Raw genomic sequence first — 15,608 nt, 5'->3', positions numbered from 1 at the left:
CACAATTTCCATATTAAGTTATTGAAAATTAAAAACACATTACTCGTTTCCAAGTGTTATTCTTTTTTTAAAAGAAACCAATGAGCCATCAGAACTCATTCCTTCTACATTAACCCATATTTTTCTCTGATTTTTAATAGGAACGGTAATGGTGGTTGGACCCCTGGAATCAATTGATACGTTGGCCTTCCAATAAATGGCACCGTAGCTTTTATATATCGAGCTGGTATAATCGGGGTAATCTGGAGCAAAATATTCTTCTGGTTGAGCATATCCATTTTCAATCGCGAATTTGACAAATTTGTTTCTATTCTCCGGATCTACATAGTTTTTGTTCATTGAGATGGAGATAAAAGGTGGAGTCATTCTGGATTTACTGAAAGTTAGAAATTGAACACTGGATAGAGGTAAGCCGATAACCTCGCCCGGTAAAGCTCCCATTCCATCAATTATAATTGGAACTTTGATAAGCCCCCCCAATCTATCTGGAAGATATACTCCTAGTTTGCCATTATTACCCCCAATAATAAAACCAAGCCTTGCCAAATAGGTACTTAGGGAAGGTGAACGCTTAATGTCCAAATCTCCTATTACTCGACCTTCAACTTCTGCAGATATTTGAAATTTATTATCTCGCGTCAAATTATCAGTGACAGTTACCTCGTCTAAAGAAATAGTCCTTTCCTCAATACTTAAGGGTTGATTTGATATTGATTTTCCGCTATCGTCTTTGTTTCTTCTTACTGTTTCATGATTCAACCATTCATTCTTATTCATTAACTCCCTAGGGGTGTTTGTAAATCTGATTTCGGCCTTTGGTTTTCTAAGCTTTCCTCCTTTACCTATGAGACTGACTTGTAAAGAGTCACCCTCAAAAAGTACCATGTTTCCTTTAAAGGACTTATCTTTCTGCAATTCATTAAACTCCATAGCCGTCGATAATTTGGCCACTAAATACACCTGCTGCTCATAATCCAAATCAGCATCGATGATTTTTCCCTGAAAAGCAATACCATTTTCCCTATTAAAAGCACTGTAAGTCTCTGTCAATTTTCTAGAATCCCAATTGTATCTTCCCCAACCTTCAATCAGTAATCGCATGTCCAATTCAAAACGTTTTCTTCTATCTTGATTTTCAAAAAAGTAATAGTCTTCAAAATGAAATTTTGAATATGGACTAATCAAAAAAGAAGTAAGGATTGAATTATCTGGATCATAAGCGGAACTCCCGTCTGGAATTATGGAAATACTCGCATTAATTTCAATGTCGATATCTTCCGGTAATAATAAATCTAACTCTATAGAATCATTTAAAATTAGGTTATGCTCAATTTCCAACTCCACTATCCTATTTTCAGTACTATAGTGATTAAAGAACATACGGTAAGCAATTGGTTTCAAATCTTTATCAAAAAGTATGGCTGTCAGAACACCAAACGGTAGTTGCTCGCGATCAAATGAAATTACGGATTCATCTCGACTGGTTACCAAATCTTCTAAACTAAGAAACTCATCCTTATAAATTGCAATAGTATAATTCTCCCTGTATTTATCTTCAAATGTATCTCTAGAGCCAACCAACTTAATGAGCACCTCATCCTTGCCATTATTATCGATATTTATGCTGATTTGATTTTGTACGGCCTTAGGAAGCTCTTTAGTTATCATTGGGAGAGCCGCTCTCTCGAATTGCAGAAAATAACGCTTGTCAGGTTCAACCATAAATCCGGTTTTGCCTATTCCTAATTCGTTGGTAACAATGTTCTTGCGAATTACATTTCCCAAATTGTCAATTAATGTTAAATCATTAGCTGCTATACCTTGACCGAAACCATTTTTCGCCAATATGCCAATATTATTATATGCCCCTTCAATTAATTGCCCACCTTCTGGATATACCGAAATTTGAATTGTGGGTTCAGAGCTTATTTCGCTAACAGTATCATATTTAACTATTTTTAAATTCTGGCTAAAAGATTTTAAATTTTTAAAGTTTCGCATGTAATTAGTCCATGCCAGAAGGGTATATTCAGTGTCGGTCATTGCAGAGTCTATAGCAAAGCTTCCTTGACCTAAACCATTTTGAATGAAAATTAATTTCCGTTTCACCTGTTCACCTTCTTTATTGAACAAGGCGACATGTAAATTCGTTGTTAACAATGAAGGGAGTCCTGTTTTCTGTTCCCTTACATAAGCTTTGAACCAAAGTCTCTCTCCTTGTAAGAACGTGGTTTTGTTTATATGTAGATGGATGTTTTCCCATGTTTCAATGGTTTCGCCATGACCATTTTCTTGGCCCAAAGCAAATACAGCTAACGTGACAATGAAAAAGAATAAAAATACAGTTCTCCCCATAAGGCATTGGTAACTTATAAAAAAAAACCCAGAATTCGTATTACAACCCTATTTCTTTCCTTATAAGGATAGTTATCGGAACTCTATAGAAATCAAACTCTTTGCGAATCTTATTTTCCACTAATAAGTTTGAATGCCTATAAATTCTTTTTGGGAAATTAGAGAACCCTCCCTATCCATACCTTCAATATACAATTGGATTCCATTCTGATTTTTAAGGGGTATTTTTACTGATTTAGGTATTTCTGAGTTTATCGAGATATTGGCTTTCCAATCCAAAGCACCATAATCCTTGAACAACTGGTTCCCATAATTCGAGTAGTTTGGCCGAAAATACTCTTGAGGAAGGGTAAACCCATTTTCAATAGCAAACTTGACGAATTTCATACGTTGTTCTGGACTTTCATAAGCCCTATCCCTAAGTACTATACTTACAAATATTTCCTTTTCAATATCAAAGTAAATGGCCTTTACACTAGAAAGAGGCAGGCTTAGAAGCCTTGAATCTACGCTGACCGGACTATTGTTTTTAGGGTTCAGCAGAACATCAACATAAAAGCCGTCAGCATCCAAACCTTTTGAATATCTATAACCTAAGGTAGCCAAATAACTCGAAACACTATTGTATCTTTCAATATCCGCGTCTCTGATGATTCTGCCCTCACTAATTATTCCATTATCTGTTACAAACATTTCTGTTTTTTTCTTTTTGTAAGCATTTTCAGTGACTATCACTTCATCTAGTGCAATGGTCCTTTCCCCTATATTTAATGGTTCATACCTAAATTTTTCCTTAACCTCATCATTTTGCTTTTTACGCATATTATTGTTTAACCATTCTAATATCGACAAATCTGTTTCTTCAGGGTTTCCAAACGAAATCTCCGCTTTGGGTTTTCTAAGCTTTCCTTTTCCATCTAAGAGACTCACTCCTAGGGAATCACCATTAAAAAGAACCATATTACCTTTAAAAGACTTATTCCTATCAAGTTCAGCAAAAGCCACGTCCGGCGATAATTCGGCAAGCAGTGCAATTTGGTTTTCTTCCATCAGATTGGCGTCCAATACTTTTCCATAAAATGGAATGCCGCTTTCCATTTCAAAGGCCAATTCCACCTCTCCTTGCTCTTTAGAAGACCAGTCGTATTTTCCCCAACCCTCTATCATTAAACGTAAATCCAGTTCGTATTGTTTTCTTCTGTCCATAACGTCAAAAAAGTATCGGTCTTGAAACGTTTTATTTGTATAGGGTCTTAAGAGGAACGAGGAAGAAATCGAATTATAGGCATCATAGGCTAAACTCTCCTTGGGAAGGGCAGATAGGCTTACCTCTGCTTCCTGCATATCCTTGGGCAGTCTAAGATTCAACTTGAGAGAATCGTCGAATTCGGTAAAGTCATGGTCAATTTCCACATGGCGAATGACACTCTTCTGATTTTTATGATTAAAAAACATTCTATAGGCAACTGGGCTTAAGTCTTCATCAAAGAGGGTTGCCGTTAAAGTACCAAAAGGCAATTTTTCCCGAGCTAGTGAAATCACCGGTTCCCGTTTATCTATCTCAATATTTTCCAGCATTAGAAAATCATCCTGGTAAACACCTAACATATATGTATCCCCATCCTTTGCTGAAAGGGTTTCTTTGGAGGAAACAAGTCTAAAAAGTACCTTTTCCTTTCCTTGATTATTGATACTGAGACCTACCCGATTTTTTATGGCGTTGGGCAAACGTTGACGTATCAGAGGAAGTTCTTGCTGTTTACTTTGTAGGTAGTAACTTTTTCCTGCTTCCACCAAGAAGGCCGTTTTGGCCATCCCAAAACTGTTTGTGGTAATTTTGTGTTGAATGCGTTTACCTCTGTCATCAATGAGTTCAATATCATTAATCTGAATTCCCTGGCCCAGACCGTTGTCTATAAATATTCCTATGTTGTTATATGCTCCCTCGATCAGTTGTCCACCTTCCGGATAGATTGAAATTTTCATTTTTTTCTCAAGGGAATCTTCACTTTTTATCCCATCCTTCAAAATTTGAATACGTTGTTGAAAAGGGGGCAAATGCTCAAAATTTTGCATGAAGTTAGTCCAAGCCATTATGGTGTATTCTGTGTCCGATAAAGCAGAATCGATAACAAATTCACCCTGAGCCATACCGGATTCAACCAACAAGAGCTTTCGTTTGATTTCTTTTCCCTGATTATTGTAAATCCCAACATGAAGATTGGTCGTCCCCATCGATGGCACTTTTTGCTTTTGGTCCCAAACATAAGCTTTGAACCAAAGCTGCTCTCCCATCAAATATTTAGTTTTGTTTAGATGAAGATGGATGTTCTCCATTGTATAAAGTCCTTGATCTTTGGACTGTGGCTGAGCCAAGACCAATGAACCAATTAGACATCCCATAAGAAAGTAAATTCCACGCATACAAGAGAAGGTCATAGTGGCATTGAATCCCCAAAAATCGTGCCTACCTTATTTTATTTCTTTCGCATAAAAACCTTAATAGGCACGCCCGTAAAATCAAATTCTTCCCTGATTTTATTTTCGAGATATCTTTTATAAGGATCCCTGACATACTGGGGCAGGTTGCAGAAAAAGGCAAATTGAGGATATGGTGTAGGCAGTTGGGTACAAAACTTGATTTTCACGTATTTGCCTTTGTAAGCAGGAGGCGGGTAATTTTCAATTAAAGGTAGCATGACATCGTTAAACTCACGGGTCTTAATTTTTTTACTTCTATTCTGATACACCTCCACGGCCGTTTCAATGGCTTTGAATATGCGTTGTTTTGTTAGTACAGATATAAAAAGAATGGGCACATCGGTAAAAGGTTCAATGGCCTTCTTTATTTTTTGGGTGTATTGCTTAATGGTATTGGTCTCTTTATCGGCTACCAAATCCCATTTGTTTACCAGAATTACAATACCCTTATTGTTCCTGGCCGCCAACCAAAAAATATTTTCAACCTGGCCGTCAAAGCCACGGGTGGCATCCAACAATAATAAGCAAACATCACAATTCTCTATGGCCCTTACGGAGCGCATTACAGAATAAAACTCCAAATCTTCCTTAACCTTGGATTTCCTTCGAATTCCTGCCGTATCCACCAAATTAAATTCGAACCCGAATCGGTTATAGGTTGTATCGATACTATCCCGTGTAGTGCCAGCAATATCGGTAACTATATACCGCTCCTCACCTATCAATGCATTTATGAAAGAGGATTTACCGGCATTGGGCCTTCCGACAACGGCAAATCTGGGAAGTTCACTTTCCTCCTTTTCGCCTTCCGGTAATTTCTCTACCAATGCGTCCAACAGTTCGCCGGTACCACTACCATTAATGCTTGATAAAGTATAATAATCCCCCAGGCCAAGCGAGTAGAATTCAACCGCATCCTCTTCTCTCATGGCATTATCCACCTTGTTCACCGCCAAAAAAACCGGTTTATTGACACGCCTAAGAAGTTTGGCGACATCTTCATCCATACCTGTTACACCAGTTTCCACATCCACCATAAAAATAATGGCATCTGCTTCCTCTATGGCAAGTTCTACCTGCTTATCTATCTCCTGTTCAAAGATATCATCACTGCCCAAAACATATCCTCCGGTATCTATGAGTGAGAATTCCTTTCCGTTCCAATCGCTTTTCCCATAGTGGCGGTCACGCGTAACCCCGCTCGAAGCGTCTACAATTGCCTCCCTTCGTTGGATCAACCGATTGAAAAAAGTCGATTTACCCACATTTGGCCTTCCCACAATAGCAACAATAGCACCCATAGCTTAAATTTGGCGCAAAGGTAGTAATTAAAGTATTCAGAAAAATGATAACCAGTTTATTGTTCCCACTTGTAAAGAGGAATGACGTCCAATTTGTTTTTCCTACCGGACATATATGGTTCGCCGATATTCCTTACCTTAATTTTCTTGGCCGGAGAACCAAAAGCGAGAATGTTACTTTCCAAATTACCCACTACCAAAGAACCTGCCCCTACAACGGTATGTTCGCCAATGGTGATGGAATCAATAACGTTGGCTCCCAAACACAAGGCGGAATACTTACCCAAAATGAGATTACCACCAGTGCACGTCTTTGGAGCTAAACTGGAAAAATCTTGCATAAACCCATCATGCCCTAACGAACTATTGGTGTTTAAAAGGCAAAAATTACCTATTACGGAATTTGCATTTACAATAACACCAGGCATTATAACTGTCCCAACACCATATTGCGCTCCCTTGCCAACCTCAGCACTTGGATGAACAACGGAGACGTAAGAAAAATTAGGTGAAATCTTATTGATACGGTCTACCATAGAACTACGAATCCAATTGTCTCCAATAGCAACAATACCCCCACGAATATTATATTTATCTATTAGAAATGGTAAGTCAAATTCGGTACCTAAAATTGGGTAACCATTAATTATGGCACCTTTCTTTTTGAAAGAATCGATGAATCCTATCACCTTGTACTTCCCTTCCTTCTCTATACAATCCAGTACAACACTACCGTGGCCTGAAGCACCAAAAATGATTATATTCTGCATTTCATCGTATTTTTTTTGCATTTCATCGATATTCAAAGATAGTTAAAGTTCTACATCATAACTGACCTAAAGCAATTTTTTCGATAAAAGTTTTAATGCATAAAAGTGAAATCGTTTGTTTTGGAGAGCTCATTTTACCCTCAAACGATTACTAATTAGAAGATTATAAAACAAATACAAAATTATAGGCTAACATTAATTATTATACCCAAACCGTTTTAATTGTCTAGTGTCGTTACGCCAATTTTTGTTCACCTTTACGTATAGTTCAATGTGTACTTGCTTGTCAAAAAACTGTTCCAAATCCTTTCGGGCTTCAACCCCTACTTTTTTCAGTGCGCTACCTTTATGGCCGATTATAATTCCTTTTTGGGAATCTCGCTCGACCATGATTACGGATCGAATTCTAATTATCTCTTCATCCTCAAGAAATTCCTCGGTCTCCACCTCCACGGCATATGGAATTTCCTTTTTATAATACAAGAGTATTTTTTCCCGTATGGTTTCGTTGACAAAAAAACGTTCCGGTTTATCCGTTAATTGGTCCTTGGGATAATAGGGTGGGGAAATCGGCAACAACTCTAAAATTCTTTCAAAAACACCCCGAACATTGAAGTTTTGCAGGGCCGATATGGGATGTATTTCCACGGATGGAAGTTGTTCCTGCCAATACTGTACCTGCTCTTCCAAAAGTTCTTGGCTGGCACTATCGATTTTGTTCAAAAGCAAGAGTACAGGAATCTTAGAATTCTTAATCCTAATAAAGAAGTTTTCATCTTTCAAAGCCTTCTCACCTATTTCGACCATATATAATAGTACATCGGCATCATCAAAAGCCGACTTTACAAAATCCATCATAGAGGATTGAAGATCATAGGCAGGTTTGATAATACCAGGAGTATCCGAAAGAATAACCTGAAAATCATCTCCGTTTACAATACCTAAAATCCTGTGTCTTGTAGTTTGTGCCTTCGAAGTAATTATGGATAATTTTTCACCCACAAAGGCATTCATTAAGGTGGACTTGCCCACGTTGGGATTACCAATAATATTTACAAAACCAGCTTTATGATCTTTCATTCTTTAATTTTTCAAAATAAACCTTGGTGGCAGCATTAACCTTAGGAGCCAACAAAAGTACGGCAATCATATTTGGAATTACCATAAGGGCATAGGAGAGATCGATAAGATTTTTAACTAGTTCCAAAGAAGCAATAGCCGCAAAAACAATCATAATCACAAAATAGATATTGTACCATCTACCAATTTTCGCATTCGTCAAAAATGAAAGGCACTTAACTCCATAGTAGGAATACGTAAACAAGGTAGAAAGGGCAAAGGCCGTTACAATTACCATCAAAAGTTGATCTCCAAAACCGAACAATGTCTTTTGAAAAGCGTTTAAGGTCATTACAATTCCGCTACCATCCTCCAAATAAGCCCCACTTAGAATAATAACAACGGCAGTAAAAGTACAGACCAGTATTGTATCTATAAACGGGCCCAACATGGCCACCAATCCTTCCCGTATGGGCTCATCGTTTTTAGACTGACCGTGATACATGGGAGCACTACCCAGACCGGCCTCATTGGAAAACATTGCTCTGCGGACTCCTATAATCACAAGTCCCCAAAACCCTCCCGAAACAACGGACTTAAAGTTCCAAGCTTCTGTAATAATCATCTTGAGCGAGGGTATTACCTGGGATGCGTTCATGAACATCACAAATAAAACAGCAACCAAATATACCATCACCATAAAGGGGACTATTGCTGTAGCCACCTTGGCTATTTTTTCCAACCCCCCAAAAATAACGAAAGAACTCACAATGGCTAGCACAAAACCAATGGTCAATTTCCAGTTAAACTCACTCATTTGTATGATGGTTTCGGATGGATTTATAACACTCATGAATGTTTCCGTAAATTGATTGGCCGTAAAAACACCTAAAAAACCAAAGAGTCCGGCCAGGGCAAAGAATATGGCCAAAGGTTTATATTTTTTACCTAGTCCATTTACAATATAGAACATGGGACCTCCCTGTAAATGACCTTCCGAGTCTTCTCCCCTGAACATTATGGAAAGACTACAGGAGTAGAACTTAATACACATTCCTATAAGCGCGGTCATCCAAATCCAAAAAACCACCCCTGGACCACCATCATGAATGGCAATGGCGACCCCTGAAATATTTCCAAGTCCAACGGTAGCCGCAACAGCCGCCGATAATGCCTGAAGGGAACTAACATCCCCTTTTGCATTCTTATCGTCATACTTTCCCCGAGTTATTGCTAGGGCATGTCCAAAATAACGGTAGGGCATTAATCTGGAATACAGCATTAAAAAAAGACCTCCTCCAATCAATAGAACAAACATGGGCCATTCCGTTCCGGAAATTGCCTGTATTAAAAAATCATTCAGTTGTTTCATGTGTTCTAAAGTAGCCAATAAAATTGAAAATATAGTTTTGGAACCTATAAGGACAAGAAAGTCAAGATTTTTATTCCCTATTCAAAATGAAAGTGAATCATATTTGGAATTTACATGAAAACAATTGTATCTTTGTCGTCCATATCGCGGGATAGAGCAGTAGGTAGCTCGTCGGGCTCATAACCCGAAGGTCACTGGTTCGAGTCCAGTTCCCGCTACTAAGAAAGCCATCAATATAATTGATGGCTTTTTCTTTTGAAGAAAAAGTTTCACCTTGAATCCAACAAGGTGATGTTTTTTTTTGGTAAGTCTTGAAATCAAGACTGAACGAGAAGTTTATCATGAGCGAAGCCGGTGCAAGTCGAGAGTTCCCGCTAGCTAAAAAAAGCCACTTGACCTTTCAATTGGCTTTTTCGTATTTAACGAGTTGTTAATTATTTTTCAAAAACCATAAGAGGCAGATCAATAGGCTATCTCCAATGCCTCATATTCTACCGGCTCCGTAATATCGGCTCTTTGCCCTGCATTGCCTCGGTACAGATCTTTACTAATAGGCCAGGTTTGCAATTTATCATCGGGTAGGTCATCTGCTATCACATCAAGGATTTGATTCTTGCTTAAGGTAGGATCAAGCCAAACCTCAATATCCATTTCCTGTAAAATAACCGGCCTCCTGTTCTTTTTATTATGAATTTTGATAAATAATGGGCTTGCTGGTTTGGTCAAAATGGAAAAAGTAATGGTTCCATCTGAAATGACCGTGTAAATACCTGCCAGACTTATTGGATTGTCATCCTTTCTTTTAAAATAAAACGGAATCTTAAAATTGTTTTTTGCAGTATGAGGCTCAAAAAAGCCTTTTACGGGAATGATACATTTTTTGAAGCCATTGTAATTGGAGGAGTCGAAAAGCTTTTCCGATCTGGCATTCAATCCAGACCCGTACTTAATGGTTTCTTTATAATATTCCCTAGGGTTTACATTGGATTTATAGTTGGGTATGATTCCCCACAAGGCATCAGTTAATATGCTCGGGTTTTCTTGGGTAATAATCCAAGAGCGGTTGTGTACGAATCCATTATTAAAATAACGTTTGTATTCATTTTCAGGTTCGGCATACACATAGTTGTGATCCAAACGGTAATAGGTCTCTACCAATTTCACATCACCAAATTCTTCTGTTGAAAAACACATGATGCCAATATTTATAATTTTCTATTTGGTGTATATGGAGCCTTTAACTCCTCCAAGGTTTTTTCAAAGGTTTCCATTGCGTTGTTAAATGCTTTCAACTCCTTTTCGAAGGTATTGAAATCCTTTGCGGCGATTTCAATGTTCTCCATCTGCGTTTTTGTCGGTTCTTGTGTTGTTTCCCAATGTGCTCCGGCCACCTGCCCTACCCTGGACCTAATGGAAGGTGGCGTGGACTCGTCCAATGATTGTTTTATAGGGTCGCCATATAAGGTCTTCCGCAAGGAACTTAGCAGTAACCTTAATTCATTTAATTTATTGAAATGGCTTTCGTTTGCCAAAGGTGTTTTAAGCAAGGCCTCCTTCATGTGTTTGATTTGCTCATTGTATTCTCCCATTTTTTCACCGGCGTTGGATATTTGCCTGGAAAGCTCCGCGGTGTGATTCATAAAAATTTGGATATCACTGTAATCTACATTTTTCTTCTGGTCGTGTACGGGAATTACCTTAAAACTTTGGGGCGCACCTTGTGGTTGCAATTTTCCATTAAACAACACGTACATTTGAACACTATAGTTGCCCGGAGACACCAAGGGTCCTTGATCCTCTCCGGCCCACGGCGGCCTAAAGTCGGGGACGGATAAATCAATTGGGTTGGGTGCGGAACGCCTTAAATCCCAAGATGTACGTTGTAAGCCTTTACCTGTTTTTCCATGCAACCATCGTACGGGCTGCTTGTCTTGATCTGACACTAAAAAAAGCACTTTAGCTTCCTCCTGTCCTCTTTCTTCTTCCAAGGCTTCCCAACCTGGAAAGGGTACCGAAATATTCTTAGACCTCAGCTCCTTTTCCTTTTCATTTCGTAAGGTCTTACCTGTTTTTGGCACATCCTTTATCCAGTAAGAGAAGGTGGCCCCAAAAGGAGGATTGTCCGTCGCAAAGCTTGTAGATCCTAATGATGGCATCCCCTTGGCCTGCATGGGAACATTTGGCACGTACCACCAGGCATCCCGCACTGGGAATAGTTGGTTGTTCTTATCCGATACTCTTTCACCCAATCCCCGTAACGGAGTGTAATCGTCCAGTACAAAAAACCCCCTTCCAAAGGATGCTCCCACCAAATCGTTGTCCCTTGGGTGCAATTCGATGTCCCGAAACGGTATGGTTGGTAACCCGGACTTTAATGGTATCCAATTAGTCCCTTTGTTGGGAGAAAAATAGATGCCATATTCAGTCCCGATGAACAATAGATTTGGATCAACGAAGTCCTGCTTTATGACCCATACAATAGTCTCTTTTGGGAGGTCTCCCACAATGGAAGTCCACGAACGTCCACGGTCCGTGCTCATGAACAAATACGGGATATAATTCCCAATTTTATGGGCATCGGCACTAACGAATACAACATTGGCGTCATGAGCGGAGGCTTCTATATCGTTTATAAAAGAAAGCTCGGGGACTTTGGGCAAGGCCCCACTTTTCCGCCAGGTCTGACCGCCGTCCTCGCTTATATGTATCAAACCGTCATCGGAACCAGTATACAATAAACCTTCTTGTTTAGGGGATTCTGCAATGGAGGTCAAAGTGGCATATTTGGACATAGCTCCCGTGTCATACAGGGCATCCACGCTCCAGACCCTGCCCATCATGTCCAATTCATACCTGTTTCTATTGGTCGTTAAATCCTTGCTGATAGGCTGCCAAGAACTTCCTTGGTCATCACTTCGCCAGAGTCTTTGCGACCCATAATATAGCCTATGATTATCATGGGGGCTGATCAATAAGGGACTGTCCCAGTTCCATCTGTCGGCCATACCATCGGTTGACTGGGGTTGAATATCCATTCCCTCTTCGGTTTCCCTGTTATGTCGATATAAATTCCCTTCCTGTATTTCCATGTAAACAGTGTTAGGGTCTTTTGGGTCAAAGGCATTGTCATAACCATCAGCACCCAAGGGCACGTACCAATCCTGATTGCGTACCCCTTCTGTATTCATGGTTCTGGAAGGACCTATTAAAGTGCCCAAATCCTGGGCACCTCCCACAATATTGTAAAAAGGTTGGGCATTGTCCAAGGAGAGCTTGTAAAATTGGGAGATGGGCAGGTTTGGGAAATGCCTCCAAGTAGTACCTTCATCAAAGGTTTCGTACAAACCGCCGTCCGTTCCTGCGAGCAAGTGCTTGCCATTGTTAGGGTCGATCCAAAGAGAATGGTTGTCGCTATGCTTCTCGCGACCGGTTCCCAAAACCTTAAAACTATTACCGCCATCCCTGGTTACCCTAATGAATACGTCCATTTGATAAACCAAGTCTGGATTCGATGGTGAAACCTCTATTTCCTGATAGTAGTGAGGGCCTGTTCCACCGGATATATAATCATTCTGTTTTGTCCAGCTTTCGCCCTTGTCCATGGACCTGTAAAAGCCCTTTTCTTTATCATCCGCCTCTATAGTCGCATAGACCAGATTAGGATTCGCCTTGGTCACGGCCAGTCCTATTTTACCCATATCCCCTTTGGGCAGACCAGTAAATTTTTGGGTCCACGTTTCACCATTGTCCATAGATTTAAAGATCCCAGATTTGGGACCTCCGGATAGCAATGACCATACATGCCTTCTACGCTGGTAGGCCGCGGCATATACAACATCTGGATTCTCTGGATCGAACTCAATATCGGTAACGCCGGTATGCTCGTTAATTTTTAGTACGTGGTTCCAAGTTTGGCCTCCATCCGTTGTTTTATAAACACCACGATCACCACCGGAAGACCATAAAGGACCTTCGGCCGCCACCAATACCACATTACTGTTTCTGGGGTCAACCAAAATTTTCCCTATGTGTTCAGAATTTTCCAATCCCATAGATTTCCAAGTAGCTCCACCATCATTGGATTTATAGATGCCATCACCCCAGCCAACATGTCTACCACTAACATTTTCGCCGGTTCCAACCCAAACGGTTTGAGGATTGTTCGGGTCAATGGTCACACAGCCAATCGAGTAGGAAGGCTGCTCCTCAAAGACCGCGTCCCAGGTTATCCCGCTATTCTCTGTTTTCCACACACCACCTGAACCTACGGCAACAAACCAAGTGCTTGGATCTTCTGGGCTTACGGCAATATCCGCAATTCTACCTCCCATGAGTGCTGGTCCAATGGCTCTGAACTCCAAGCCATTTAGGTCATTTGACAAACTTGAAAAATTGGGATTTTGAGAACGGACCAGGCTAATATTTACTAGTAGCAAAATAAAAAGCGTTTTGATGGCATTTTTTAGATACATGGCTGAATCTTTAGTTTGTTTGATATGAAAATGTGTACTTGAGTAAAAATAATGAACCGCGTTTAACATTTAGATTATTACGCGCTATTTTTTGAACATTATTTTATTTTGTAGCATTTCCTAAATTTTGAAAACAACTTTATTTTTTTGAGTCAGTAATTGTACGTTTTGCTATAGCGAGAAATGGAGTAAAATTTTACCTTGCACAGAATCATAAATAGTTAATACAATAAATGAGTCAGACCACACAAAGAATCTATTTGGCGGATGACGATAGCGACGACCGTGCATTTTTCTCCGATGCGTTGAGCGAAATACCTATTACCACTACTATAGAGGAGTTCAGTAACGGAGTCGATTTAATGTCCTTTTTATTGAATGGAGAGCATAAAAAACCCGATGCTATTTTCTTAGATTTGAAAATGCCTATGATGGACGGTTTTGAATGTTTGACTGATATTAGAGACCTGGATGCGCTTTCAGAGGTACCAGTTATCATTTATTCTACCTCCTATCATGAAAAAGATGTGGAAAGACTAAAAAAAATGGGAGCGACCCTTTATTTAAAAAAACCTTCTTCCTTTAATCAATTAAAAACGCTTTTACATAAATGTCTTTCACATTTGGCACAAAAGTCTGCAGGCAAGAATACTACTGACCCACAATTTCTAATTTCAATTTAACAGAAATCTGTACTGATTATAGAAAGTAATTTCCAAAGGTAGGAATCACATTTAAAATTTGTTATGCGAACACATCGTACAACTATTTTGGGTCACTAAAAACCATCCTAAAAGTGATGTTGCATTAAAAATTATATTACTTTGTAAGCCAAAATCCATTGGCTTCATGCATGAACTGACGTATACCTCCCTGGCAAAAAAAAATATTGGACTTAAAGACCTGAACGATATATTGGATGAGGCCAATGAATTTAATAAAGCCCACTCCATAACGGGTTGTTTGGTATATCATAATGGACTTTTTGTACAGACACTGCACGGCGAGAAAAAGGTAATCTTTAATTTGTTGAAATCAATTAAATCGGACAATAGACACTCCAATTTGAATCTAGTCTGGGAAGGCCCTGCAGAAAAAGAAGTTTTTCAAGGCTGGCATATGGCTTTCTTCTCACCAAAAAATTCCAATAAGCCATCTGAAGAGCTTATCGATTTTGAAAGAAACCTAATTACCTTATCTTCCTTCTATCAGGCAGATTCCGCTTCTGTTCGAATATTTTGGTCTATTGTGAAAGACTTATGCTTGAATGAAGCAAAAATGCCCTAAACAATCATTCAAATACTATCCCACTTTTTTAAAATAAGGCTGTCCTTGCTTGCTTTTACTCAACCCTAGATTAGCCATGGCTATTTTCAAGTTAATAATTTCTTTTTCGGCATTTTCGTTCAAAAAGTCCAAAGAACTTAAAATCAATGAATTTACTTGATTTTTCCCTTGTTCTTTAAAGTCAGGATTTTCCTTTAGAAAAATTGCAACTCTTAATTTCCTGTTTCTAGCATGATTGTCCTCTATTTGTACCATGAGATCTTTGATTTCATCAATAGGGTTTTTAGAAACAATGAGCTCAAAATCCTCGTTAATTCTTTTTTTCCAATAATTCAAAAGTTGTAATCGGGACTCGATATCCTTTTTTATTTCTAGATAGAGGTCTGGAGTTCCATCCTGTAATGCTTCTTTAATCATTGATTCCAATTTTCTAAATTAAAATTAATCGTCTATTTCAATAACCATGAACCCCAAGATTGGTTGAATTGTCCTTAACAATCGAGCTTTCTTA

The 15,608-nt window shown here is 39.1% G+C and carries 11 protein-coding genes and 1 tRNA gene; 3 read left to right on the top strand and 9 right to left on the bottom strand.

The genetic code is table 11. The annotated features are described in order from the left end of the window. Positions 1-39: 39 nt before the first annotated feature. From DZC72_RS09035 to DZC72_RS09010, 6 genes are all read right to left on the bottom strand, one after another. On the bottom strand, positions 40-2,355 hold the full coding sequence (locus DZC72_RS09035; RefSeq protein ID WP_125222496.1) for a hypothetical protein: 2,316 nt from the start codon (positions 2,353-2,355) through the stop codon (positions 40-42). Between the two features lie 120 nt (positions 2,356-2,475). Next, on the bottom strand, positions 2,476-4,758 hold the full coding sequence (locus tag DZC72_RS09030; RefSeq protein WP_125222495.1) for a hypothetical protein: 2,283 nt from the start codon (positions 4,756-4,758) through the stop codon (positions 2,476-2,478). Between the two features lie 74 nt (positions 4,759-4,832). Beyond that, positions 4,833-6,137 carry a ribosome biogenesis GTPase Der gene (gene der / locus DZC72_RS09025; protein ID WP_125222494.1) on the bottom strand — a complete coding sequence of 435 codons (1,305 nt, stop codon included), beginning with the start codon at positions 6,135-6,137 and terminating at the stop codon, positions 4,833-4,835. A 56-nt stretch (positions 6,138-6,193) separates the two neighbouring features. After that, positions 6,194-6,928: an acetyltransferase gene (locus DZC72_RS09020; RefSeq protein ID WP_243641685.1), complete on the bottom strand. Its 735-nt coding sequence runs from the start codon at positions 6,926-6,928 to the stop codon at positions 6,194-6,196. A gap of 174 nt (positions 6,929-7,102) precedes the next feature. Further along, positions 7,103-7,987, bottom strand: coding sequence for a GTPase Era (era, locus tag DZC72_RS09015; RefSeq protein ID WP_125222493.1), 885 nt, complete (start codon positions 7,985-7,987; stop codon positions 7,103-7,105). Next, positions 7,974-9,338 (bottom strand): alanine/glycine:cation symporter family protein, encoded by a 1,365-nt coding sequence (locus tag DZC72_RS09010; protein ID WP_125222492.1) that lies wholly within the window; start codon positions 9,336-9,338, stop codon positions 7,974-7,976. Before DZC72_RS09010 ends, era begins: the two co-directional genes overlap by 14 nt. 145 nt (positions 9,339-9,483) lie before the next feature. Here DZC72_RS09010 and DZC72_RS09005 point away from each other — a divergent pair. Further along, a tRNA-Met gene (locus tag DZC72_RS09005) sits at positions 9,484-9,556 on the top strand. Between the two features lie 244 nt (positions 9,557-9,800). Here DZC72_RS09005 and DZC72_RS09000 read toward each other — a convergent pair. Then, positions 9,801-10,532 (bottom strand): SOS response-associated peptidase, encoded by a 732-nt coding sequence (locus DZC72_RS09000; RefSeq protein WP_125222491.1) that lies wholly within the window; start codon positions 10,530-10,532, stop codon positions 9,801-9,803. Positions 10,533-10,543: 11 nt separating this feature from the next. Then, the gene (locus DZC72_RS08995; protein WP_207891719.1) at positions 10,544-13,774 is read right to left on the bottom strand and encodes a WD40/YVTN/BNR-like repeat-containing protein; all 3,231 of its coding nucleotides are present in this window, start codon (positions 13,772-13,774) and stop codon (positions 10,544-10,546) included. Between the two features lie 269 nt (positions 13,775-14,043). Here DZC72_RS08995 and DZC72_RS08990 point away from each other — a divergent pair, with 269 nt between their 5' ends. Further along, positions 14,044-14,493 (top strand): response regulator, encoded by a 450-nt coding sequence (locus tag DZC72_RS08990; RefSeq protein ID WP_125222489.1) that lies wholly within the window; start codon positions 14,044-14,046, stop codon positions 14,491-14,493. A gap of 166 nt (positions 14,494-14,659) precedes the next feature. Next, on the top strand, positions 14,660-15,097 hold the full coding sequence (locus DZC72_RS08985) for a BLUF domain-containing protein (RefSeq protein WP_125222488.1): 438 nt from the start codon (positions 14,660-14,662) through the stop codon (positions 15,095-15,097). 15 nt (positions 15,098-15,112) lie between these two features. Here DZC72_RS08985 and DZC72_RS08980 read toward each other — a convergent pair whose 3' ends face one another. After that, complete coding sequence (locus tag DZC72_RS08980; protein ID WP_125222487.1) at positions 15,113-15,514, bottom strand: hypothetical protein; 402 nt, start codon at positions 15,512-15,514, stop codon at positions 15,113-15,115. Positions 15,515-15,608: the final 94 nt, after the last annotated feature.

The sequence above is a fragment of the Maribacter algicola genome, assembly GCF_003933245.1.
Classification (GTDB): domain Bacteria; phylum Bacteroidota; class Bacteroidia; order Flavobacteriales; family Flavobacteriaceae; genus Maribacter; species Maribacter algicola.
Note: the sequence above shows the minus strand (reverse complement) of the source record. Positions and strands in the feature narration are given on the sequence as shown.

What these genes read in the sequence shown, in the direction of transcription:
- DZC72_RS08980 (WP_125222487.1), bottom strand. Translation starts at nt 15,514, where the DNA reads ATGATTAAAGAAGCATTACAGGATGGAACTCCAGACCTCTATCTAGAA.
- DZC72_RS08990 (WP_125222489.1), top strand. Translation starts at nt 14,044, where the DNA reads ATGAGTCAGACCACACAAAGAATCTATTTGGCGGATGACGATAGCGAC.
- era (WP_125222493.1), bottom strand. Translation starts at nt 7,987, where the DNA reads ATGAAAGATCATAAAGCTGGTTTTGTAAATATTATTGGTAATCCCAAC.
- DZC72_RS08985 (WP_125222488.1), top strand. Translation starts at nt 14,660, where the DNA reads ATGCATGAACTGACGTATACCTCCCTGGCAAAAAAAAATATTGGACTT.
- DZC72_RS09035 (WP_125222496.1), bottom strand. Translation starts at nt 2,355, where the DNA reads ATGGGGAGAACTGTATTTTTATTCTTTTTCATTGTCACGTTAGCTGTA.
- DZC72_RS09020 (WP_243641685.1), bottom strand. Translation starts at nt 6,928, where the DNA reads ATGCAAAAAAAATACGATGAAATGCAGAATATAATCATTTTTGGTGCT.
- DZC72_RS09030 (WP_125222495.1), bottom strand. Translation starts at nt 4,758, where the DNA reads ATGGGATGTCTAATTGGTTCATTGGTCTTGGCTCAGCCACAGTCCAAA.
- DZC72_RS09000 (WP_125222491.1), bottom strand. Translation starts at nt 10,532, where the DNA reads ATGTGTTTTTCAACAGAAGAATTTGGTGATGTGAAATTGGTAGAGACC.
- der (WP_125222494.1), bottom strand. Translation starts at nt 6,137, where the DNA reads ATGGGTGCTATTGTTGCTATTGTGGGAAGGCCAAATGTGGGTAAATCG.
- DZC72_RS09010 (WP_125222492.1), bottom strand. Translation starts at nt 9,338, where the DNA reads ATGAAACAACTGAATGATTTTTTAATACAGGCAATTTCCGGAACGGAA.